This window comes from Aquisphaera insulae (genome assembly GCF_011064615.1).
GTDB classification, from domain to species: domain Bacteria; phylum Planctomycetota; class Planctomycetia; order Isosphaerales; family Isosphaeraceae; genus Aquisphaera; species Aquisphaera insulae.
The window spans coordinates 21822-48074 of sequence record NZ_JAALJH010000063.1 but is presented as its reverse complement, the minus strand read 5'-3'; the positions used below and the strand labels follow the sequence as shown (position 1 = coordinate 48074).

Annotated in this window: 1 protein-coding gene (cut by a window edge); it reads right to left on the bottom strand. The window is 71.0% G+C overall.

Features of this window, described 5'->3' with window-relative positions:
* Positions 1 to 26253 carry the 5' portion of a CARDB domain-containing protein gene (locus tag G6O54_RS26150; protein WP_165229876.1) on the bottom strand. It extends 7038 nt beyond the left edge of the window, so the window shows 26253 of its 33291 coding nt (coding positions 1-26253); it begins with the start codon at positions 26251 to 26253; the stop codon falls past the left edge of the window.

Sequence of the window (26253 nt, the reverse complement as noted above, 5' to 3'; positions counted from 1 at the left end):
GATGCTCGTGGGCAGCTTGAATTCGAAGACGTTGTCCGGCAGCTCCATCGTCAGGATGCGGTGCAGGTTCGCGTCGGGAACGCCGGGGATGGGCGGGAGATCGTCGGGGAAGAGGCCCAGGCCCTTGTCGAGGACGCTGACGTAGAGCGTGCTCTTGACCGGCCGGTTGCCGATCGAGGAGCGGTCCACGGACCACCGGAACGTGACGTCGGATTTCGCCCCGTCGGCCGCCGAGATCGAGCTGAGCGGGCCGAGCAGCGTCACGGAGGAATACGGTTGCGTCGCCAGGTCCCACGTCCCGCCGCCGGTCAGCGGGGTGATGTGGATGGCGCCGTTGACGTCGAAACCGGTGCCGGACCGCACCAGGTCGAGCGGGACGCGCTCGGCCTCTCTCGGGTTGGCGATGCGGTCCTCGCCCGCCTTGATCAGGGCGGCCGTGTCGATGACCAGGACCTCGCCGGCCCCCCAGTAGGAGGCGAACAGCCGCTGGCCGTCGCCGCTGACGGCCACGCTGGTGACCAGGCCGTCCTCGATGGGGGTCGTGGCGCCCAGGTAGGTCGGCGTGCCATGGAGGCCGAACGGGTCGCGCACCAGCCCGACCTTGTCGCCGTGCTGGCCGCCGTAGCCGTAGACCAGGAACAGCTCCCAGTCGCCGATATACGCATACGACAGGTCGGGCGCCAGCACGATGTCGCGCGGCGTGAGGATTCCCGTGTAGTAGCCGTTGTAGTAGTCGTTGTAGTACGGGCTCAGGTTCCCGCCCTTGACCTGCGTCCGCACGTCCTTGATCACCGGCCCGGCGGCGGTGAACGTCACCGTGCTGAAGGTGTTGAGCTTGGGCGGGAAGTCGGTGCTCGTCTGCCAGGGGGACAGCGAGGTGACGCGATAGCGGTAGGTGAGGGCCGCGTACTGGCTGTCGTCCGCGCCGGCCGCGACCGTGATCGCCTCCGGGATGGCCCCCAACGCCAGGTCGAATTCCTGCTTGCCCCAGGTCCCCGGGAATCGGTTGTCCTTCGTCGGTTCGTTGTCCGGGTCGAGCTGGAAGACCGTCAGGTGGCCGTCGTCCTCGTCGGTGCCGGTGCCGACCAGGAGCCGCTTGCCGTCGGCGGTCACGGCGATGCCCGAGAGCGGCTCCCGCTCGCGCGGCAGCGGCAGGGACCGGATCACCGTGTTGAAGGTGGGCGAGCTCGGCCGCGCGTCGATGACCCAGACCGAGGCGGCCGTGCCCACGGCGAAGATGAAGTGGCCGTTGGGGTCGGTCGTCATCTGGCGGACGAAGGCCGCGCCGGGAATCGGGATCGAGTCGACCACCGACCGGGTCGACGGGTCGGCGTCGGCGATCCGAAGGGCGGTCGTGTCGACGACGTACACCGAGCCCACGCCGCCGACGTAGATGCGGCTCAGGTCGGGCGTGAAGACCGGATCGGCGCCGCCGGCGAACGAGAGCTGAGCCAGGAGCTGGTCGGTGTTGGTCTGCGTATCCCAGATCGACAGGCCCGCTCCGCCCCGCGACCCCGCGCCCAGGCCGCCCCTCGGCTCGAGCCGCGCGGCGTTGGACGTGCCGTACTTCGGATGCTTCAGGACGACGTCCATCAGGCCCAGGATGACGCCGCGGGGCACCGCGACGGTGACGCTGGTGTCATTGGTCAGGGCCGCCCCTACGGGGTATTCCTTGCCCCCCTGACGGAAGACCACCGTCGCGCCCTCGAAGCGGGCGCCGGTGAGCTTCACCGTGGCGTTGTCGCCGATCGTTTCGAGCGACAGGTCCTGGATGACGGGCCGGATCTGGGCGGGATCGACCGCGGGCAGGTTCACGCTGACGTGGACGACCGAGCCGGGCGCCGGCAACTGGACCGTCGTCTGCTGCTCGGCGTACGGGATCTCGTTCGGGTTGCGTGCGTACACGAGGAACGTCACGCTCAGCTCGAGGGTGTACGGGACTGGGATGAGCGCCCCGACGTACGGGATGCCGTAGCCGTAGGGCGTGACCCCGATCGAGTAGCCGACGTGCGGCGGGGCATCCGGGCCGATGCTGGCCAGCTTGTCCGGCGTGTCGGCCCGCGCCATCCGGTACTGGCCGCCGGCGCTGAAGCCCGGGTAGGGGGGCGAGGTCGTCCGGGCGAAGCCGTCCGAGCCGACCTTGCCGGTCTCGATCAGCAGCCAGGTCACCTCGGTCGATCCGTCGAGGTGAGTGATCGTCTCCCGCTTGAAGAAGTAGACCGTGTCGCCGGGCGAGAACCCCGGGCCGGCCGGGACCATCACCTGCGCCGGCTGGCTCAGCTCGTAGCCGCCCAGGTCCAACTCGAAGGTGGTGCCGACCTCGAAGACCGAGTCGAACTTGGCCTCGACGACCGTCGGCACGGTCTTCAACGAGACCGTCACGCCCTCCGGCAGCGAGCCGGGGGCGATCTGCAGGGTGGTGCCGTCGGTCGTCTGGACGATGCCCCCCTCGGCGCCGATCGTGGCCGAGCCGATGGCCGGCCGGATGACCTTGATGGGGACGACCGTCTCGGCCGGCCCGTTGATGATGGTGACGGTCGCGTCGCCGACGCCGGCCGAGGTCGCCAGCCCGTCGGCGGTGATGGCGGCCACCGAGGTGTCGGAGACGAAGTAGAGGGTCCCGGCCGCCGCGGCGGCGAGATTGGTCGCCCCGACGGTGACGACATACTGACGCTGGCCGCCGGCCTCGGGCAGCGTGACCGAGCCGGGGTAGACGGAGAGCCCGAGATACCCCAGGTGGAGCGAATCGAGCGGGCTCCCCACCGTGACGGCCGTGGCCGCCGTCAGCCTGCCGCGCCGCGCGGTGACGGCCGCGTAGCCGTCGGCCAGCCCCCGCAGGACGCCCGACGGATCGGCCGTCACGGCGCCGCCGTTGGTCGACGCGTAGGTCACGTAGCTGCCGAGCAGCGGCACGTCCTGCTGGTCGGCGAAGTCGCCCACCACCGCCAGCAGCCGGTTCTCGCCGACGGCCAGGTGCGGCGTCCGGTTGATGATGTCGATGCTCAGCAGCGCGGCGGTCGAGATCTGGACGGGGATGAAGGTCGAGGCGGACGTGCCGAAGCCGTCGTCGGCCTTGACGGTGAAGCCGGAGGAGCCGGGGGTCGGGACGAACAGCACGCTGAGGCCGTCCGGGCTGAGGGCGGCGGTACCGCCGACGGCGCCGACGAGCTGATAGATGACCTCGTCGCCGTCGGGGTCGATGAGGGCATCTCCGAGCGCCACCTGGACGGCGAGGTCGACGTGGGTCATCACGGGCGGGAAGGCCGGATTGGCCGTCGGGGCGAGGTTCGCCCGGAAGCCGTAGTTGCGGGCGAGGACCTGGGTGTCGGTCGCGTCGATGACGCCGCTGCCGTCGAGGTCGGCGGCGAAGACGTAGCCCGGCTGGCCCTCCGCCCGGCCCTGGGCGCCGGCCACGATCGCGCTGTCCAGGCCGTCGATCAGCCCGTCGGCGTTGACGTCGCCCGCGACGGAGACCTCCAGCGCGTAGCCGCCCGAGGTGCCGGCCGCGGCGCCGAGGACGAGGTGATAGAGGCCCTCGCGGGTGACCAGGAAGAGGGCGTCGGCGCGGCTCGCGTCCTGGAACGTGGACCGCGGGGTGATGCCCGGAATCTGCGGCACCTGCGGCCGCAGCGAGCCGGAAGTCGCCCGGACCGACACCCGCACCAGTACCTCTCCGGTGGCCGTCGAGCCGAGCTCGCTGGACCGGACGCTGAAGGCGTGGCGGACGCTGGCCCCGGCCGCGAGCTGGCCGGCGATGCTGCGGCCATCGAAGTTCGTGGCGGTGCCCAGGTTGTCGACGACCGGGGACGTCGACGGCGGGGCGACGGCCGAATAGACGATGGCCGTCCCGGTCCCGTCGGGCCGCAGCGCGGTGACGAGCTGGTGCGGGGTCGCGGGGTCGTAGCCGTAGCGGCTCGATCCTCCGGTCGCCAGCGATCGCGCGGCGACCAGGTCGCCGTCGGTGCTGTAGGTGTACACGATCACGCGGCCGTCCGGCGCGATCAGCCGCTCGATCCGGCCGCTCGTGTCGTAGACGAACTGGACGGCCTCGCCGCCGGCGGTCACCAGGCCGCTGTCGCCGACGTAGATCGTGGCGCCGCCGAGGGCCTTCATCGAGATCACGCCGAGCGTGGTATCCACGCCGTAGCGGGTGCCGTCGGGCCCGGTGAGGGCGAAGTCCTCTCCGCCGAAGTAGGGGCTGGCCGGGTTGTAGGGGCGGCCCGTGGTCAGCTCGAAGAAGAGGCTGCCGGCCTTCATGAGCTTCACGCCGGCGGACTCGAGCGTCCAGCCGGTCGCGCCGCCGGGCAGGACGTCCCAGGCGGGCGTGTAGTAAGTGGCGCCCGGGATGTCGTGCCGCACCGGATCGAACTGGAACGCCAGCTCGGCCCCGTTGGGCGCGGACAGGTAGAGCCTCGCCCCCTGGCGGTAGGGCTGATAGAGGCCCTGGTCCTCGTGCCCGGTCAGCGGCGTGCTCGTGCGGATGTCGAGCTCGCGATTCAGGAGCCGCCAGCCGTTGCCGAGCTTCCCCGCCTCGTCGCGACGGGTGGAGTCGTAGGCCCGCGCGATGGCCACCGTGGTGCCGCCCAGGGTCACCGTCAGGTCCGTGTCGGTCTCGGTGTAGGCGCGCTTGGTGGCGGTGCGGATCTCGACGACGGCCTCGGTCCTCGATAGCCGCTGGCTCATGTCGCGGGCCGTGAGCCGCAGGACATAGAAGCCGTTCGGCAGGCCGGCCGCGTCGAGCGTGGCGAGCGTGCCGCCCGCGACCGGCCGGTCGCCGGTCGCGACGGTCCGGAACGCCTCGTCGCCCTGGCGCTGGATCTCCAGGGTCCACGAGTCCAGGTTCGTGTCCGCGACGGTCCCCTTGACGACGCCATCCCCGAGCAGCGGGTCGCCGAGGGACGCCTCGAGGACCACGACGGGCGCCGTCGCGTCGTTGGGGTCGCGGACCCGGAGCGTGGCCGTCGCCGTGCCGACCAGGCCGTCGGCGTCGGTGGCCGTGGCCGCGACGAGCATCTTTCCGGGGGCCGTCGGCGTGACGTAGCCGCGGCCCTGGGCGTCGAGGGTCAGCGGCCGGCCGTCGACCGTCACGGTCAGGCCGGTCACGTCGGCCAGGCTGTCGGCGATGACGTGGACCAGGACCTGGGAGCCCGGCTTGACGGGGAAGCTCGGCGTCAGCTCGATGACGACGCTGGGCGTCGGGACGTCGACCCCGGCGCGGAGGACGATCATCCGGGACGTCTTCGCCTGGCCGTCGGAGGCGGTCAGGCCGACGAGGTACTCGCCGTCCTGGCCGGGGCCGGGCCGCCAGACGAACTCGCCGGTCGAGGGGTTGAGGCTCGCGCCCGCGGGGAGGTTGATGCCGCTGTAGATCAGCGTCGTGCCGGCGTCCGGGTCGGTCGCCCCGACGAGGAACCGCAGCTCGCTCCCCAGCCGCACGGAATGGTCGGAGGTCTTCACGACCGGGGGGCGATTGACGTTGTCGACCCGGAGCGTGACCTGCATCGAATCGGCCAGGCCGGACGGGTCGGTGGCCGTGAAGGTGACGGTGTAGGTGCCGGCCTGCTCGAAGGTCGGGGTCCAGCCGAAGGTGGCCGAGGACGCGTTGAACGTCGCGCCGGCGGGGAGCCCGGTGGCCGTGTAGGCGAGCGCGTCACCGTCGGGGTCGCCCGCCGTCACGCTGAACTCCATCCGGTTCGCCTCGAGCGTGTACTGCGGCGCCAGGGGGACGATCTGCGGGGCCCGGTTCGTGTTCTCGAGGAAGATGGTGAAGGTGGCGAATGCGCTCCGCTGGCCGTCGGAGGCGATCAGCTTGATGTCGTGGTAGTCGGCGGCCTGGCTGAAGGTCGGGGTCCAGTCGAAGACGCCGGTCGCCGGGTCGAACTTCGCCCCCTCCGGCAGGTTCTCCGCCGAGTAGGTCAGCGGATCGCCGTCGGGATCGGTCGCGCCCAGGGCGAACGTGAATCGCTCCCCCTCGTGGAGGATCTTGTCGGGGACGGCCGGCAGGATGGGCGCCGCGTTCGCGTCGCGGACGACCAGCCGGATCGTCTCGCTGGCGGAGGCCGGCGTGCCGGTGCCGTTGCCTTCGTCGCGGACGGTGATGACGGCCGTGTAGGCCCCGCGATCGGCGGCGCCGGGGGTCCAGGTCAGGGTCGCCGTGCCGTAGGACGACCCGGCCGAGAGGACCGCCGTGCCGGGCAGCCCGGCGACCGAGAAGCTGAGCGGCTCCTGGTCCTTGTCGGAGGCACGCAGCGCGAGCTGGAAGGGCTGCCCCACGACCGCGATCTTGTCCCCGACCCGGCCCAGCACGGGGGGGTCGTTCTCCGAGACGACGGTGAGGATGAAGGTGTAGTTGGTCGTCAACCGGGCCCACCGGCCGCCGCCGTCTCCATCATCGGTGGCGTCGAGCTGAAGGATGTAATCGCCCCGATCGCCGGCCCCCGGCGCGACGTGGAAGACGCCGGTGCCGTCGCCGTTGTCGGTAAACGTCACGAATCGCGGCAAGGGCAAGCCGGGGCTGCCGTTCTCGGCCGCCAGGGTGATGGGATCGCCGTCGGCATCGGTGACCCGGACCGGGATGTCCAGGACGTTGCCGCGATGGACCGACTGGTTGGGGACCGCCTGGATCTCGGGGGCGCGGTTCTGGTTCAGGACGACCACCTCGATCGTGGTGCTGGTCGTCAGCGGCACGCCGGTGCCGTCGCCGTCATCGGTCGCGGTGAAGGTGATGTGGTAGGTGCCGGCCTGGGTGTAGCCGGGCGTCCAGTTGATGAAGGTCGTCTCGGGATCGAACGTCGCGCCGGCCGGGAGGTTCGACGCGGTGAGGGTGACCGACGCCGGGACGACGTCGCGCTGGATGATCTTCCCGGTCGAATCCCGGTAGGGGTGCTCGTAGGCGGGGTTGTCCGGATCGAACGCGAAGGCCGAGACGACGAACGGCTGGCCCTCGTAGAGGCGGAACCCGTCGCCGATGTCGAAGACCGGCGCCCCGTTGGCGTTGAGCACGGTGAAGGTCGTGGTCCTGGTGACCTTCTGGGCGCCGTTGGTCACGGTGAACGGGACCTGATAGCTCCCGGCCGAGTCGTAGTTCGGGGTCCAGTCGAACAGGCCGGTGTTCGGGTCGAGGGTCGCGCCCGGCGGCAGGAGGTAGCTCTCGAACTTCACGGCCTGGCCGTCGGGATCGTGGCCGTGAAGGTAGAACCGCAGGTGGTCCCCCTCGCGGAGGGTGCGCTGGTCCGGGACGACCAGCACCGGCGGCTGGTCGGTCGGGGCGATCTGGAAGGTGACCTTGGAGGTCACCTCGCTGATGCCGTCGCTGAAGTGGAACGTGACGTCCTGGTACGTCCCCGCCGAGTCGAAGTCGGGCACCCAGGTGAAGAGGCGAGCCACGGGATCGAGCGTGGCGCCCGGGGGCATGGCGTCGGCCCAGACCGCCAGCGGATCGCCGTCGGCGTCGACGACCGGCAGGGTGAGCGTCAGGGGCGAGCCCTCCTTGCCCTGGACGAGCTCGGGCAGGGCGCCGACGACCGGGGCCCGATTGGTGCCGGCGACCTGGACGACGAACGACAGCTCGCCGCGGCCGCCGCGGATGTCGTAGGCATACAGGACCACGGGAGTCAGCGGGGCCGATCGGAGGTCGGGCGTCCAGGCGACGTGCCCGGAAACCGGATCGACGGTCATCCCGACGGGGCCCCCGGCCAGGAAGTAGTAGATGGCGTCGCCGTCGGCGTCGGTCGCGTGCGCGTCGAAGGCAAAGGCCACGCCCGCGGCGGCGACCGTCGGCGGGACGCCGTCGAAGGCCGGCGCGTGGTTGGCTCCCGGCGTGGCGCCGGCGCCGGGGGTGTAGATGACGCGGCGATCGTTGACGTTGTCGATGATCAGGGTCCGGCCGATCGTGGACTGGCCGGGGCGCAGCTTCTGGCCGTCGGGGAGCTGGGCCGTCAGGTCGATGAAGTAGCGGCCGTCGGCCGCGCGGCCGGACGTGCCCTGGGGGATGCCCGGATAACCCTGGGCGGGGTCGAGGATCAGGACCAGGGGCAGGAACACCTCGTAGGCGCTGGTGTTGGTGATCTGCACGTCCCACGAGACGGTGCCGGTGGCGCGGTCGGAGCGGCTGCTGGTGAACTTGATGCCGAGGATGTCCGAGAAGTCGGCGACCGCGGAGAAGCGGGTGGTGTAATCCCCCGCCATCGGGCTCCCCTGGATGCTCGTGACGGTCCGGGACACGGTCAGCGTGTAGTCGTCGGCCGGGAGCGAGCCGAGGTCCAGGAAGGCGGTGCGGGTCTCGGGGACGTAGAAAACGCGGGCGGGCCGCTGCCGGCCGTTGCGGGTGCCGCTGAGGATGTAATTGTCCGGGTTGGTGACGCTCGATGCCTCCGCCCCCGTGCCGACGAACATGTCCTGGTCGAACGCGATCGTCACCTGGGAGAGCGGCAGGGCCACGACGGCGGACGGGGGCGGGGACGTGGCGACGACCACCGGGGCGGACGCCTGGTTGATCACGTCGACCTGGTTCGACTGGCTGACCAGGACGCGGCCGTCCCGCGTGGCGATGATGACGTCGCCCCGGGAGCCGCCGTCGGCGACCGCGACCCGGCGGAGGGTCGCGACGTCCACCATCGTCAGCTCGCTTCCGGGGTAATCGTTGGACCCGTCGTTCTGCGAGACGAAGAGGAGCCCCTCGAGCGCCGTGCCCGGCAGGCCGAAGGCGATCGAATCGACGTCGGCGTCGAAGGTGAGCATCACCTCGGCGCGGCGCTGCACGTTGAAGCGGACGACCTGGTGGCGATCGGGCCAGGTCGTCGCCCAGAGCGAGCCGTCGGGGGCGAAGGCCAGCGAGGCCACCCGCAGGTTCAGGTCCTTGCTGAAGTGCTGGAACTCCTTCGTCGCCGGGTCGAAGACGTCCACGCCGCCGCCCGCGCCATACTGGCCGTTGACGCCGCCCGACCAGACGGCCCCCCTGGCGACGTAGATCAGGCCGGTGGCCGGGTCGATCGCCATGGCCATCGTGATGCCGTCGCCGTACTGGCCGAGGACGGTGCCGGTGTCGGGGTTCAGCTCCAGCAGCGGGCCGCCGCCGGTGGTCGCCCAGAGGCGGCCGCCGGGGTCGAAGGCCATGTTGAAGATCGGGAAATCCTCCTCGGCCCAGGGCGTCAGGGCGTCGCCCCCCTGGGCGCCGAAGCGATAGATCCAGCCCCGGGTCGGGCCGCCGCTGACCAGGAAGTCCCCCTCGGGGGTCTGGACGATCGCCATCGGGCCGATGCCGGCGTTGCTCTGGCCGATGCCCCGGGCGAAGGCGCTGGTCGTGAACGGCGAGAGGACCTGCGTGTACTCCGAGGCGCGGGTCGTCGACTTCGCGTTCGGGATCTGGGCCTCGGCCTGGGTAAACAGCGGGTTGGTCGAGGGGGTCGTCGTGGGCGCCGGGGGGATGCCGAAGTTCGGCGGGGTCGTATCCGGGACGCTCGCCGGGGCTCCGAGATTCACGCCGCTGCCGTCGTCCTCCGCCTTGGCCCCGACCCCGGGCGTCTCGCGGTTGCCGGCGACGTCGGTCGCCAGCGCCAGGAACTGATACGTGTGCCCGGCCTCGCCCTGGTACACCAGGGTGCCGGTCGGGCTGGCGAGCTGCTTCTGCCAGATCTTGAACGTGCCGCCGTCGGTGGCGACGTAGAGCGTCACGTGGCGGAACCCGGAGCCGTCGGCGTCGTCGGCGCTGCTCCAGCGGACCACGTAGCTGTCCGAGCCCTGGGAGACCCGGCCGACGTCCAGGGTCGTGACCGGGGCCACCGCGTCCACCCGCTGGGAGAGCGTCGCGGTGTCCTCCGGCGGGGCGTTGTTGAAGAAGACCCGCGCCGAGGCGTCCACCTCGTGGCCGCTGGCGGCCGTGGTCTCGTCCGGCAGGACGGTGTAGCTGACGAAGCCCGCCCCGTTCCCCTGGGCGTCGTTGGGGGGCAGCAGGCCGCGGGACGGATCCTGGAGCAGCTCGCCGGTGAGCGGGTCGATCGCCTGGAGGAGCCAGGTCGCCTCGTGCTTGTACTGGTCGGCCCCGGCGCTGACGCGGAGGATGAAGCCGAGCGTCTGGGTGAAGTCGAAGTCGCCCTGGTAGAGGGCCCGGCCGGCCGGGATGTGGATGTTGATGTTGCCGACCTTGATGTCGCCGAGCCGGAACGAGAAGATGTCCAGGTCATCATCCAGGTGGGTGACGATCCGTACCTCGGAGGTGTACTGGGTCGCGGTCGGCGCGTTCGCGAAGTTGATCGTGTAGGGGAGGCTCTGCTTCATGGGGAGCCAGCCGCCCGTGTCCACGGTCTGGGGGCCGGTGATAGACGCCAGGGCCTGGGCCGCCGAGCCCTGGAGGTAGCGGGTGAGGTCCAGCGGGACGAACGCCGAGTTGTCCACCGGCGCCGGCCCGTTGACCTGGAAGTCGGTCGGCAGGCCCGCGCCCCGATCCTCGAACGGGATCCAGGGGACGTAGATCCGGAACGTCTCGAAGTGGGTCGGGGAGGTCAGGCCGAGGTTGTACTGATCGGACGTCTGGAGCAGCGGGACCGGCACGTCGAGCTCGTAGTAGTCGTTCTCGCGATGGTCGTAGAACTCGACCGGGGCGAGGTTGCTCGGGTCGTGGCCGTACCAGGTCCGGATCCGCTCGAAGAAGGCGCCGAGGTCGCCGGTGGTGATGATCTGCTGGCCGGCGGGGCCGATCAGGATGCCGGAGGCGAGCGTCGCCATCAGGCTGACGACCTTCTGCTGGTCGCGGATGACGGGGAGGGCGTCCTCCGGCCGGAGCAGGCCCGCCTGGGTGAGCGCGGTGAGGTAGAGGTCGTGCCATCCGTCCTTATCCGCGGCCAGGGTGAGCAGCCCCGGCGTGGCCCCGGTGTTGTCGTCGAGGATCGCCTGCCGGAGCGTCTCCGCCTCGGCGCTGACGTGGGCGATGAACTCGTCGCGGGTCATCGCCGTCGCCGCGGCCACCAGGTCGAAGCGGAACGGGATGAAGATGTAGCGCTTGTCGTCCGGGACGGCGGCGCCGGTGTTGTAGATCTCGGTCAGGCCGGGGTAGATCGAGTCCAGGCCGGCCGGCCCCTTGTCGAGCACGCCCTGGGCGGCCAGGTCCGGGAAGGCCGCGTAGATCTGCGCCTTCACGGATTCCCAGGCGCGGTCGTGCATCTCCTGCAGGCCCGGATAGGTGGAGAGGTTGAACGAGAACCCGGAGAAGCCGTTGGCCGACGCGTCGAACAGGTAGCCCGGCGCCAGGTTGTGGCCGGCGGTGTTCACGGTCGAGTTGATCGTCGCGTAGGCCACGTCGCCGGGGTTATCCGGCCCGCCCCGGACGTTCGAGCTGAACGTGACGTAGGGCAGGTTGTAGATGACGCTGTTGGTCCCCATCTCGGGGATGCCCACCTGGAAGAACACGTACGGCGTGTCGACGTTGCTGAGGCTCTGCAGGGCCACGCTGTACGTCCCGACGTCGCCGGCCAGGATGACCCGCGGCCCGCCCACGCCGATGGTCACGTCCGGCTCGATGGCCTGCTCGACGAGGAACCGGTAGGGGATGATGGAGCTATCGCCGTCGGGGTTGATGACCTCGAGGTCGTAGAGGCCGTGCGGGGCGCCGGTGAAGTCGAACGAGGCGATGATCTTGGTCGCGTCGATCACCTGGTAGACGACCGGCTCGTACTCGGCGATCCCGGGCCGGACCAGCTTCACGATGGCGTTGGAGGCGAAGCGGACGCCGCGGATCGTGGTGGTGACGTACTTGGCGTCGCCCCCGGCGTCGGTCTCCACGCTCGAGATGGCCATGGGGACCACCCGGGCCAGCAACTGGACCGGCGTCTTGTCCGCCGGCTCGGAATAGCCGCGGACCAGGACGTAGTAGAGGCCCGGCTCGGTCGTCGGGATCACGGCCCGGACGTCCGGCGCCAGCCCTCCGTCGTAGGCCGCGTCGTAGCTGGCCAGCGTCGGCGCCGTGGCGTACCGGAGGAAGAGCTCGTTGCTGGCCTTCTCGGCATCCGTGGACAGGTCCACCTGGAGCGTCTGCCCGCGGGGGACCCGCACCTGGAACAGCCGCTGCTGGCCGCTCGAGAGGGTCGTCGCGAACGGCACGCCGAGCGAAAGCTCGGGCACCGAGACCGTGAGGGTCTCCGCCGAGGCGGCCTTGTTGTTCGCCTCGAACTCCCGCTCGTAGACCTCGTTGAAGATGTCGGCGCGGACGATCACGCGGTAGGTCCCCGGCGTGATCGGCGGCAAGCTCGCGGCCAGCGACAGGGTGTAGCTGGCGCCGGCGGCGAGCGAGCCGCCGGAGTAGAGGACGCGGCCCAGAGGGATGTCCGAGATGTCCCAGGTCGCGTCGGTCGAGAGGTACGCGGTGTCGGTCCACGACCCGACGGCGGCCTCCCCGCTCTGGTTCTTGACGGTCCAAGAGATCGAGATCGGGTCGCCCACCTCGGCGTGGGACGGGATCGTGATCGAGGAGACCGCGAGGTCGGACGGCGGGGGGAGCTCGATGACCATCGGGACGGCCGTCGCGCGGTCGTTGTTCGTCTCCTTGTCGAGCTCGAAGACGCTGCCGTAGCCGGTGGTCCGCGGCGGGTCGGTGGTGGCGAAGACGTAGTATTCCTCGGACTGGTTCACGATCGCCGGGGCGCGGAGGGTCCGGGTGATCGTGTAGCTCTTGCCGGCGGCGAGCCCCCCCTCGTGCCGCACCGTGTCCATGAACCGGTCGGCCCGGACGTCCAGGAAGAGGTCGCGCGACAGGTAGAGCAGGTCGTCCCAGGCCGACTGGGTCGGCGGCGTGTCGCCGCCGTAGTTGGTGACCGTGTACGTGACCGTGAAGGTCTGCCCGGAGCGGACCCGGAGGGGGGCGTTGACCGCCGAGACGCGGAGGTCCGGCGGCGTGGCGCGGACCACCGAGATCGGCAGCCGCGCGGTGTTGTTCCCCTCCTGCCCATACTCATACACCGTGCCCCGCGCCAGCGACCGGGCGGCCGCCTGCACGCCGTCCGGGAACCCGAAGCTGGGCCCGCCGTCGAACCGGACCCCGTAGTTGTTGAAGCCGATGTCGCTCTGGACGGCCGTGTCGACCTTCGCCGGCGAGTCGGCCAGGACCAGGATGTAGAACGGCCCGTCGATCCCGTCCGGCAGCCGCACGCTCACCGTCGCGTCGTACGACTGGCCGATCGCCAGGGCGGCCGTCCGCTTGAATTCGCCGAGGACCATGTCGTTCACGTCGAGCGACGGATCCTTCGACAGGAAGACGCGATCGGTCCAGGCCTTCTCGCGGGTGTCGCGCGTGCCCTGGTTGGTGACCGTGTACGAGACGTCAATCTGCTGCCCGGAGGTGGACGAGGCCGGCACCGCGAGGCTGCCGATGACCAGGTCGGGCTCGTAGTACGTGACGTGGATCGGCGCCCGGTAGACGTTGTCCCGGAGGTCCTCGTAGGCCCACCGGCTGAAGTGGTCGAGGAGGTCCTCGTTGCGGCCGTGCTCCGCCGGCCACCAGGCGGCGGCCTGCACGGTCTTGTAGTCGCTGTTGTCGTCGTTCGTGTTGGGATGGACATACACGAACAGGTTGCCGCCGATGCCCCTGGGGAGCACGGCGGTGACGGTCGCGGTGTAGCTCTCCCCGGGCTGGAGGGGGACCGCGTTGGAATGGATCGACTTGCCGATCCACGAGGACCGATCCCGGATGTAGCTGCTGTCCCCCGAGATGTAGATGTCGTCCTGCCAGTAGCCCGTTCCCGCCCAGACCGGGCTGCTCCCCTGGTTCTGCACGGTGTATTGGATCGTCGTCAGCTCGCCCGACCGGTTGTCCGGCAGGGTGACGACGCTGGTCACGACGAGGTTGGCCGGCACCGGCACGACGTCGGTCGTCCCGATCCCCTTGTTGTTCGTCTCGTCCTCCTCCGCGAGCGTCGGCGGCCCGGCGTCGACCATGACGACGATGAACTTGCCGCGGGCCGACGGGGGGAGCGTCACGGTGAGCGAGCCGACGTAGGAGCCCCCCTTGTCGAGCCCGTTCTGGTGGATCGCCCGGCCGAGCCTGAGGGCGTTCCCGGTGGACGGGACGACGTTGGGATCGTCGGTCAGCCAGATCTCATCGCCCCACGAGCCGCCGGCCGCGCCATGCCCCTTGTTGGCCACGGTCCAGGAGACCGTGTACGACGTCCCGGCGAGCGCCTGCGACGGCGCGACGACGGAGGTCACGTACAGGTCGGGCTTGGGGATCGCCTGCTGGATGACGGTGGTCCCGAGCGCGTCCGATCGGCCGGCCTTGTAGTTGTTGTTGTCGATCTCGTTGGGGTCGTCCGGGTTGATGTTGATGGCCAGGGTGTCTTCCGGGACCACGTCGTAAGGGTCGGTCCACGGCATGAGATAGTAGGTCCCCGAGACCAGGTGGTCGGGGATCTGGACCGTGGTCACGACGTCGTAGCCCTGGCGGTTGACGAGCGCGCCCTGGTGCGGGAGGCTCTTCAGGAGGATGTCCCCGAGGCCGGGATTGGGCCGGTTCTTGTCGCGGGTCAGCCAGACGGTATCCGTCCAGGCGTCGACGCCGGTGGTCCCGGGCCCGAGGTTGGTGACGGTGAAGCGGACCTCGGCGGTCGCCCCCTCCACGACCTGGGTGGGCACCACCACGCCCCCCATGACCAGGTCCGGCAGCGGCTGCGGGCGGACGTAGAGCTCCACGAACTTGGTGTTGTTGCCGTCGTTGGGGAACTCGTCCACCTGCCCGCCGGCATCCGCCTGGACGATGAGATAGACGGTGCCGCGGAACCGCAGCGGGATCAGCACCGACGGGGTGACCGTCTTGTAGGACTCGCCCTGGGCCAGGGCCGACTGGTTGCCCACCGAGGCGACCATGATGTCGTCGGACGAGACGGTGGGATCCAGCGAGAGCCAGACCTTGTCGGTCCAGCGCGGGACCGTGGTGTCGGCCGTGCCCACGTTGGTGACGGTGAACTCGACGGCGATCGTCTGGTTCGGGTCGGCCTGCGCCGGGGCGACGATGCTGGTGACCTGGAGGTCGGGCCGCGGCAGGAGGGTGACCGGGATCGAGGTGTCGTCGACCCTCGTGTTGTTGGACGTGGCCCCGTTCTCGAACAGGCGGCCGTCGTAATTGGTGGTGACCACCGCCTCGTAGAGACCGTAGGTGTGCACCGGGATGAGCACCTGCTCGCGGCGGGTGTACGAGAGCCCGGCTCCGAGCGGGCCGTCGTATCGGAAGGTGCCCACCGAGAGCGTCGGGGCGGAGGGATCGCCGACCTTCCTCAGGTAGACGGTGTCCGACCAGTAGCCGCCCGCCACGCCGGGCCCCACGTTCTGGACCGTCCACTGGACGTCGATGAGGGTCCCCTCCGGCACGGCGAGGGTCGGCGTGACGATGTCGGTCACGGCCAGGTCGGGCGGGGGGGTGAGCTGGACGGCCATCGGGCCGGAGACCTGGGTGTTGTTCCCCGTGTAGAGGAACTCGAACGGCCCCCCCGTCTGGACCACCACGTAGTAGGTGCCGGAGATCCCGTCGGGCAGCCGGACGGCCGCGGTCCGGTCGTAGCCGTCGCCGACGGCGAGCTGGCCGAGGTGCGTGAACGAGCCCAGGTAGGCCGTGCGATGCGCCCCCGCCGCGTCGGTCACCAGCCAGAGCGTGTCGCTCCACGAGCTGGTGTTGGTCAGGCCGATGCCGTGGTTCTCCACCCGCCAGCTCACGGTCGCGTTCAGGCCGCTGGAGGCCGCGGCGGGCACGGTGACGGAGGGCACGGTCAGGTCGGCGTAGGGGATCGGCATTACGTCGACCGTCCCGGCCGCGCCCGCCACGTTGTTGGCCTCGGCGCCATTCTCGAAGATGGCGTCGGCGCCGTCGGCCTTGACGAAGATCCTGTAGCGGCCCGTGAAGGAGGGGGGGAGCAGGATCTCCTCGGTCCGGGCATACGAGGCCCCCGGGGCGAGCTCGCCGGCCCTGGCGAAGCGGGCGACCTCGACGTCGCCGCCGAACGTGGAGTCGCCGGAGGCATAGACGATGTCCACCCAGCCGGCCGACTGTGCCCCCTTCGTCCCCGCGTTGGCGACCTTCCAGGAGACCGTGATCGACGCCGGGTCGCCGATCACCTCGCCGGTGGTCGCGACGACGTCCGACGCCACCAGGTCCGGATACGGGGCCAGCGTCACCGCCACCGACGTGCTGCTCGTGTTGTTCGACTCGCCGGTGCCCGACGCGTTGTACTCGAAGACCGCCCCCGCGCTGTCCGTCGTCACGGACACGCTCAGGTTCCCGACGCTGGCCGTGCCGTCGGGGATGACGACCGAGATCGTCCGGTCGGTCCCGCCCCCCGCGCCGATGGCCCCGTAGGCCGACGGATCATAGGTGAAGGCCTGGTCGAAGAGGGTCCCCCCGGTGGTCGTGTTGACGATCCGGATCCGCTCCGCGAACGGGACCGACACGGCGGCCGTGCCTGCGTTCCGGGTCCGCCAGGCGAGGCTGACCGTCTGCCCTGATTGGAGCGCAACCGGGGTCGCCGTCAGGTTGCTCACCACGAGGTCCGGGTACGGGCTGAGCCGGGAGACGAACGAGGCCGAGGTCGCATTGTTCGTCTCCGGCCCGCTGCCCGCGAGGCCCTCGACGATCTCGCCGGAGGAATCCGCGGTGATCGTCACGGTGAGGCTGCCGGCGCCGATCGCCCCGTCCGGCAGCGTGAACGAGAAGGACCGGTCGGCCCACCCGCCGGCCGCGATCGCCGCAGCCCCGCTGGCGTCGAACGCCGCCGTCGTGCTCACCACGGTCTGGTTGCCGTTGGTCACCACGATCCGCTCGTGGAAGGGGGCGGTCACGGCCGCCAGGCCGTCGTTCCGGTCCCGCCAGCGGATGGTCATGGTCCCGCCGGAGGTCAGCGTCCCGGCGGCGGCCTCGTCGACCCCGATGTCGGAGACCTTCAGGTCGGGCAGGGGGGGGAAGGTGATCGCGATCGGCGTCGCCGTCGCCGCGGCGTTGTTCGACTCGTCGGACTCCGGCTGGACGCCCAGGGCGTCCGCCTGGACGATCAGGTAATAGGAGCCGGCCGCCAGCGAGGCGCTCAGCGGCAGGTTCACCAGCAGGTTGGAGCGCTGGGACTGGCCGCCGGCCGCCAGCGGCAGCGAGGCCGCGTCGACGGTGGCCACCAGGATGTCGGCGGCGTCGAGGGTGGCGTTGGTGCTCAGCCAGATCCGATCGCTCACCGCGGCGGTGGTCGGCCCGTCCCCCGCGTTCCGGACCGTGTAGTTGAGGCCGACGGCCTGGCCGAAGACGGCGGTCGAGGCCGTCGCCCCGACGTCGGAGACCCTCAGGTCGGGGGCCTGGATCGTGATCGGCCGGCCGGCAGAGGCGTTGTTCCCCTCGAAGGTGTACTCGTAGACGTTCGACCGGGAATCGGCGACCACGAAGAGCGTCCCGGCGCCGATGAACGAGGCCGGCAGGCTCACCGTCTTGGCCGCCGTGTAGCTGGCCCCGGGCGCCACGGCGCCGGAGTGCGCGAACTCGGCCAGGCTGATGTCGTCGGCATCCCCGAACGTCGCGTTGCGGCTGAGGACCACGCGGTCGTACCACGGGCCGGCGCCGGTGGCCGCCAGCGCATGGGCCGGGTCGTTGCTGACCACCCAGGCCAGGTCGATCGTGCGGCCGACCTGCCCGATCGCCGGGGAGACGGCGATCGCCGCGGTCAGGTCGGGGAACGGGGCCGCCGCGATGTCCATCGAGGAGGGGGCCGCCGCCACGTTCGGGGCGGCGTCGGCGTCCTCGAACACGGCCGCCTGGCCCGCCCCGTGGTCCGCCTTGACCAGGAACCGGTAGGTCCCCGAGGTGCCGGCCGGGATCCGCCCGGTCCAGGTCCCGTCATATCCCTGGCCGGCGTCGAGGGCGCCCGCGTGGCCCACGTCGGCGACGAGGATGTCGTCCGCGTTCCCGAAGGTCGCGTCCGCGGAGAGGACGATCCGGTCGATCCAGGAGCCGACGATGCCGTCGGGCGTGCCGTCGCCCGTCGTGGAGCCGCCCACGTTGTCCACCCGCCAGGTGACCGTCACCGGGTCGCCGGCGAAGGCCAGGCCCGACGGGCCCGCCACGGCGACCTGCGAGGCCTCCAGGTCCGCGCTCGCCGGCGCCGACGCGGTGGCGACCAGGCTGGCGGCGTTGTTCGTCTCGCCCGTGCCGGACGCGTTCGCCTCGAGCACGGCGTTGACCGTGTCGACGACGATCGTGATCAGCAGGTCGCCGGCGCCGGCGTCCCCCCTGGGGACCGTGAAGACGAGCTGTCGGTCCGCAACGGCGCCGGCGGCGAGCGCCCCGCCGGTGTAGGCGACGGTCGTGTCGATCAGCGTCTTGCCCGTCCGCTGGTTGACGACCGTGACCCGGTCCGACCAGGCGGCCGCGGGCGTGGCCGCGGCGCCGTCGTTGCGGTCCTTCCAGGTCAGGGTCGCCTGGCCGCCGGTCTGCAGGGCCGAGGGGCTGACCTGGGCCTCGACCGCCCGCAGGTCCGCCGCCCGCACCTCGATCCGCGTGGGATGGACCCGGACGTTGTTCGTCTCGTCGGTCTCGGCCTGGGAGCCGGACGCATCCGCCACGAACAGCACGTAGTACGTGCCGGGCGTCAGCGTCGTCGGCACCGACGCCGAGCCGGCGACCGTGTAGCTGGCGGCGGGCGCCAGCGGCGTCTGGGTGTCGATCGTCCTCGAGAACACCAGGACGTCCGTGCCCGGCTGGAAGGCCTGGTCGAGCGACAGGTAGACGCGATCGGTCCAGTCGGCCGCCGCGTTGCCGGCCCCGAAATTGGTCACGGTCCAGCCCAGGTCGAGCGAGCCGTTGAGCGCGACCGCGGCGGGGGTCGCGGTCGAGCCGGTGACGCGCAGGTCCACGCTCACCTCGAAGGCGGCCTGGGCCGCGTCGTTCTGCTCCGCGGCGGCATGCCCCCCGGCGTTGAACTCGTAGACCTGGTCCAGGCTGTCCGTCGACACCACGACCTGGTAAGAGCCCGGCGTGGAGACGCTGAAGCTGGCCGAGCGGGCCTTCGTGCCCCCCGCGGACAGCGGCTGGGTGAAATCGAGGACGATGTCGGGCAGCGAGACGCCGGTCGTCAGGTTCCGCACCGAGACCCGCTCCTTGAACGGGCTCGAGACGTCCCCCGTGCCCCGGTTGGCCGTCGTCCAGGTCGCCGTGTAGACGCCGGTCGCGTCCGGCCCCGCCACCGCCAGCCCCTCCACCTGCAAGTCCGGATAGGGCGCGAGCTGGACGTGGATCGTCCCGGCCGCGGCGGTCACGTTGTCCCCCTCGAGGAGGAACTCATTGACCGCGTTGGCGCTGTCCGTGAAGACGAAGAGGTAGTAATCCCCCGCGATGCCCTCGGGCAGCGTGACCGTCGGATTGCTCGTGTACGAGGCCCCCGCCGCCAGGGCGCCGGAGTGGGCGAACACGCCGAGCGGGATGTCGTCGGCGTTGCCGAAGATGGCGTCGGCGGAGAGCACGACCGAATCGGACCACGCCGCGGCGCCGGTGCCCAGCGAGCCGACGTTCTGAACCGTGTAGCTGAAGCCGACCGGCTGGCCGCTGCGGATGTCCGAGGAGGACGGCGGCAGGACGGTCGTCACCTGGAGGTTCGGGAAGTTCACGCTCCCCGTGGGCAGGACCTGGATGTCCATCAGGTACGAGCTCAGGAGCGAGCCCGTGTTGTTGCCCGCCCGCATGACCGCGTAGTAGACGCCCGCCTGGGCGATGCTCACCTGCGCGACGCCGTCGAAGGGCCGGCCGCTCCCGGTCTCCACGACGTAGCCGTTCTGGGCGTTGTAGATGCTGACGACCGGATCCAGCGGGCTGCCCGCCGGCTTCCTCGCCGTGAGGAAGATCGTCTGGCCGGCCTGGATCGTCCCCAGGTTGAAGTAGTCGTTGTCCCCCCCGGGCGTCACGATGCCGCCCACGGTGCCGAACCGCGTGTCGTTGTTCACCGCCAGCGTCACGGCCGTCGCGCCGCTCGTCCCGCCGTTGTCCTCGGCCTCGAGCTGCACGGTGCCGGGCGTCGCCGTCGCCACGACCAGGCGGTATTCGCCGAGGTAGGCATCCAGGGTCGAGACCGCGACCGTGTAGCTCCCCGTCGCGGGCAGGCTCAGCGGCCCGAATTGGGTGCGATTCGAATTGTACGCGTTCGAGTACTGGGCCAGTTGCGCGCCGTCGGGACCGTAGATCGTGTAGTAGAGGCGATCGTAGTAGTTGTCCCCGAGGATCGAGTCGACCGACAGGATCATCCGATCCCCGGCCGTGCCCGCGAAGCGGAAGTAGTCCACATCCGAGCTGGTGGAGAGGAGCCCTCGGCCGCCGGCCGAGCGGAAGGTCGAGCCGACGGGGTCCTCGACCAGGGCGAGCGGGGTCGCCGTGGCGGCCGTGCTGTTCGACCGGTTCTCGGTCGTGAAGCCGGCGATCGGGGCGACCGAGAAGGTCCGGACGAACGGGGCGGCCAGGGCCTGCCCCAGCAGGTTGCGCAGGCCCGTGCCCGCCGTGAAGCGGTACTCGCCCGGCTGGAGCGGGCCGTTCGCCAGCAGGAACGCCGCGGTCAGCCCGTTCGCGTACCCGGGGGCGCCAAGCGAGTACACGACGTCGTCGTCGGTGTCGAACGAGCCGTCGGGCCCGGCGGCCCGCAGGTCATAGTTCCCGGTCGCGTTCACGGCCGCGGCGAGCATCTCGTCGCCGAAGGTCAGCGTCAGGCGGTCGATCAGGTCCGTCGAGGACGACCCCGACGCGGGCAGGCTCGTCCCGATGATCTTGGCCGGCGCGGAGTTGCTCAGGCCCGCGGTCAGCAGGTACTGGGCGAGCAGCCCGGCCCCGGCCCTCGCCGTCACGCGGGCGTAGTACGCCCCGGCCGTCGTGATCGTCGCCCGCGCGTCGCCGTCGTTCGGGTCGCCGTCCTCGTCCAGGAGCACGGTCCCCGAACCGTGCACGATCTCCACCCTGGGCAGGAACGAGCCGACCGTCGACGGCACGATCGTCCCCAGGTCGATGACCGTCCCCGCCGCGAGATTGCCCAGGAAGTAGACGTCCCCGCCGTCGATCAGGTTGACGTAACCCGCCACGCTCCCGGTGACCTGCGACGGGCCCGACGGCGCGAACGCGATCCGGTTGGCGGAGCTGATCGCGTCGTTCCCCTCGCCCTCCGCCTGGACCGTCCCCGGCGTCACGGTCACGCGAAGGCGATACTCGGCCTGGAAATCGTAGTTGGACGAGACCCGGACCCGGTACGTCCCGGGCACCGACATCACGTAAGAGACCTGCCCGTTGCGGCCGTAATACTCGGAGCTGAACGACGTGAGCCGGTTCCCGGTCGGGTCGTCCAGCTCGGCGTAGAGCCCGCTGGCCCCGGGCGACCCCGGGATCTCCATCGCCAGCGTCACCACGTCACCCGTATGGGCCGTGAAGCTGTAGTAGTCGGCGTCCGAGCTACTCCACAGGTTCCCCCGCGCGTAGCCCGACCTCAGCCCCGTGCCCGCCGGGTCCTCCGGCAACGCAATCGACGTCGACTCGCCGGTCAGGACTTGCAGCACCCCATCGGTCCGGGCCGCCGCCACGTCCGGCACACCGTCGCCGTTAAAGTCCCCCACCACCGCGGCGCGGGCCGTCGCCGTCGTCCCGTACGTCATCGCGGCGAACTGGCGGCCACCCAGGTTGTACGCCACCACCACCCGCGCCGCACCGTCGCCACCCAGGATCAGGTCCCGACGCCCGTCACCGTCCAGGTCCGCCGCCGCGATCCCGACCCCGTAGTTGTAGCTCCCCACGAAGTTGTACACCGCCGCCGCCGACAGGCCCCCGGAACCGTCCCCGTAGAGCACCGACAGGTTGTTGTAGTAGTCGTAGTCCGCCGTCGCCACGTCCAGCTTGCCGTCGCCGTCGAGGTCGACCGCCACCACCCCGTACGGGTTGTTCGACCCCGACGCGAACAACGACGCGGCACCGAACGCGCCGCCGCCCAGACCCTTGAGGATCGCCACCGTGTTGTCGTTGGTGCCGCCGCCGTTGAGCCCGTCGTAGTTCGACACCGCCAGGTCGAGCTTCCCATCCCCGTCGAAGTCACCCGCCGCCACCCCGCCCGGCCGCCCGCCCGTCGCGTACGTCACCGCCGCCGCGAACTGCCCCGCACCCGCCGCACCCCGGTTGAGGTAGATCCCCACCGTCCCGGTCGCGTAGTTCGCCACCGCCAGGTCCGCGTACCCGTCGCCGTCCAGGTCCGACGCCGCCAGCAGCCGCGGGTCGCCGCCCGCGTAGCTCGCCGCCGCCGCGAACGTCGCCGCCGTCGCCCCCGCGACCGTCGTGTTCTGCAGCACCACCACCGTGTTGGGGCCGTCCAGGCCCACCGCCACGTCCAGCTTGCCGTCGCGGTCGAAGTCCGCCAGCACCACCCCCACCGCCGCGCTGCCCACCGACACGTCCGTCCGCGCATAGCCGCCGCTCGCCTGCGACAGCAAGACGCTGATCGTCCCGGCCGAGTTGTTGGACGTCACCAGGTCCGCCTTGCCGTCCCCGTTCAGGTCCCCCGCCGCCACCGCGTACGCGCCCGAACCGATCGCGTAGGTGGGTCCGGCCATGAGGGTGCCGGAGGGCGTCGACACCGCGGGGCCCAGCGGCGTCGACGTCGCGAACGTGTCGTTCGAGCGGTTCTCGATCGTGAACGGCGAGAGGGGAGCCACCGTGAACCGGCTCTCGTAGGCGACCAGCGCGTTGCCGGCCAGGTCGAGGAGTCCGGTCTTCGCGCGGAACCGATACGAGCCCGGCTGGAGCGGGCCGTCGGTGATCCGGAACGACGCCAGCGGGCCGGCGTTGGATCCGATGGGGACCAGGGTGTAGACCTGGTCGTCGGCCGTATCGAACGTGCCGTCCGCGCCCGCGGCGCGGAGATCGAAGAGCGACGGATCGTTGACCCGGGCCGGATCCATGCCCTCGGAGAACGCGACCGTCAGCCGATCGAGCTCGGCGGTGGTCGCGAGCTGGGTGAGTCCGGAGATCGAGACGTCCAGGCCGGTCGTGTCGTAGTTGTAATTGTTGTTCGTGCCGTAGCCGACCACGAAGTCCAGCGTATCGCCGGCCTTGACGACGATCGTGCCGGAGTAGGACCTGGCGGCGGCCTCGCCGTAGCCGTTGACGTTGGCATCGAACTGGGAGACGCCGTTGAGGAGCACGTGGACGTCGGAGGACGTGGGGCCCGTGAAGTCGAGGCCCATGAACCGGGCGCCGACGACGATCGACCCCGCCGCGGGGGCGGTCCAGCGGACGACGCTCTTCTGACCTCCCGAGCCGGGATGGAGGGAGAGCTGGCCCGGCGCGTAGGTCACGCTGCTGAAGCTCAGCGGGTAGGTCGAGGCGTTGTGGTAGACGCCGAGCGAGCCGCTGACGCCGCCGGCGACCCAGGCGTTGAGGCCGTTGCCGTCGCTCCGCTGGACGTAGGGATTGAAGGTCGCGCCGAGCGTCTGCTGCCAGCCGTAGGTCCAGGTCCCCACCGGATTGGACGAGAGGTTGAACTCGGTCGCCGGGCTGCCCCCGGGGAAGCTGGTGCCGACCACCTTCGGGGCCGTGAGGTCGGTCACGGTCAGGTCCAGGAGGTACTGGGCCCGGATGCCGGATCCGGTGGCACGGACGCGGACGTAGTACACGCCATCGGCGTCCGTCGTGTAGCTCAACGTGCCGCCGCCCGAGGCCAGGGCGGCGGCGCCCAGGCGCTCGATCGTCAGCGTCACGTCCCCGGCCGCCAGGGTGCCGAACGTCGGCAGGGCCAGGCTCGCGAGGATCGTGCTCCCGGCCGTCAGGTTCCCCAGGCTGTAGTAGTCGCCCGGGTCGCCGGCGGTGATCGCGCCCACGGCCTTCGCCCGGAACGAGCCGACCCCGGCGACCGCCGACAGGATCGTGGCGGCGGCCTGGTTGTCGTTCCCCTCGATCTCGAGCGCCGGCCCCCGCGCCTGGTCGACGCGAAGCTGGTAGGTCCCCGCCGCGCCCGCGCCGACGTAAACGTAATACGTGCCCGGCGCGGGGATCGTGAAACCCTGGATGAGGGACGGGCTCCCGGACGTCGTGATCAGGTTCTGGCCGGTGGCGTTCCTCAGGTAGAGGAACGGCCCGGAGGCGGCCGACTCCAGCCGCATGGTCACCCTGTCGCCGGCCTCGGCATCGAACCGCCAGTAGTCCCGGTCGGCGCCGTCGAAGAAGGTGCCGACGCCGAGGCCAGAGAACGCCTGCCCCCCCGCCTGCAGCTCCGCCATCGGCAACGGGGTCGCTCCGGGGATCGAGTCGTCCCCGAGCACCCCCTCGATGGCCCCCGCGGCCGGCGCGGCGATGCTGAATTCCTGGGTGTAGGGCGTCACCCCGCGGCCGGCTCGATCGGTCAGCCCGGCCAGCGTCCGGAACCGGAACCGACCGGGCTGGAGCGGATTCGGGTCGATCGTGAAGGCCACCGAGCGCGAGCCCACGCCGGCGTACGTCGGCGTCAGGGCGTAGACCTGGTCGTCGGCCGTCCCGAAGCTGTTGTCCGGCCCGGCGCCGACCAGGCTGTAATTGCCCGGATTCGTCGCGGCCGAGGCGAGCAGGTCCTCGCTGAAGGTCAGCGAGAAGCGATCGATCGCCTGGACGACCGTCGCCGAGCCCCCGGGGACCAGCAGCGGTGCCCCGTCGCCCGCGGCCCACGCCGGACGCTGGCCGCCGACGCCGTCGAGGCTGCCGTCATTGTGGTTGCTCGTCCGATCGGCCGCCACGACGCCCGAACCCTCGTCGAACTTCCAGTACCCCGCCAGCCCGGTTTCGGAGCCGGTCAGCCCCCGCGCCATGTCGCGGAGGACCTCGACCGGGGACCGCGCGACGCCCCAGATCCGGACCTCGTCGAGCTTGCCGGCGGCGAAGAAACCGAAGGCTCCGTTGTTCACGTCGGCGCCCAGCAGGACCGCGTGGGCGTCGTACGTGGGGACCGCACTCGTGACGTTCGAGGCGACCACCGAGCCGTTGATGAGCAGCGACTGGAGCCCCGTGGCCCCGTCGTAGGTGAACGCGAGGTGATACCAGGTGCCCGTCGCGGGCGTCCAGCCGTAGTTGACCTGGCTCCCGTTCGTCGTCCCCTGGACCTGCCCGCGGAGGGCGCCGGAGTCATACCAGAGGGCGAAGGAGTTGTTGGTCCCCGCGCCGAGCGGCTTGCCGATGAGGACCTGGGCCTGCGTCGAGGAGAAGTTGAACCAGGTCTCGAGCGTCAGGCCGGCGGTCGGCCGCAGCGAGGGCGAGTCGAGGACCTGGACGAAGTTGTTCGTGCCGTTGAACTGGAGCGACGGGGCGGCCGCCGCGGTCGCGTCGGGGAGCGAGTCCGCGATCACCGTCGGGGCCGAGGCGTCGTCCACCCGGGCCTGGAGCAGGTACTGGGCGGCGATGCCGGTCGCGGACCCCGTGTTGGCGGAGATCCGGGCGTAGTAGATCCCGTCGGCCGGGAGCGTCGCGGTCGCCGTCCCCGCGCCGGTCGCCGTCGCCAGGACCTGGCCGCCGGGCCCGCGGAGCAGCTCGATTTTCGGATCCAGGGCGCTCGTCGACGGCCTGGTCGCCCAGAGGCTGACGGCGTCGCCGGACCGGAAGTTGCCCAGGCTGAAGACGTCCACGTCGGTCGCGGCGCGGATGGCCCCGGAGGCCGTCCCGCCCGCCTGATTCGTCCCCACCGGGCCCAGGGTCGCGGCGCCGGCGGACGCGATCGAGCCGTTGTCCTCCGACTCCGAGAGGAATCCGCGGGCGATGTCCGCGCGGATCGTGTAGGCCCCGAGCGTATTGCTCCCCGAGCTGTAGGTCCTCGAGTAGACGTAGTAGGTCCCCGTGGACGGGATGAGGACGTTGCCGATCAGGGGCCGGCCGGCGGAGGTGTCGCTCGCGGAGGCCAGGCCCTGGTCGCTCGCGTTGCGGAGCTCCAGGTAGATCGAGGAGCTCGACGACCCGCCCTCGCCCGCGATCGAGACGCGATCGCCGGCCTGGGCGGTGAAGCTCCAGTAGTCGACGTCGCTGGCGGTGAATGCCCCGGTGCCAAACCCCGTGAAGAAGCCGCTCGAGGCCGGATCCTGAGAGAGTGCCAGGCCGGTCGCGAAGCCGAGCGTGTTGTTCGGCTCCACCTCGGGCGTGGTCGACAGGAGGATGATGGCCTCCAGGCGCTCGAGGTCCGGCCGGAACGCCTCGAGGCGATGCCGGGCTCGAAACCGACGCCGCGAGCGGGCCCTCCGATCGGTCCTCACGTCCTGGCCGCGTCGAAGATACGTCAT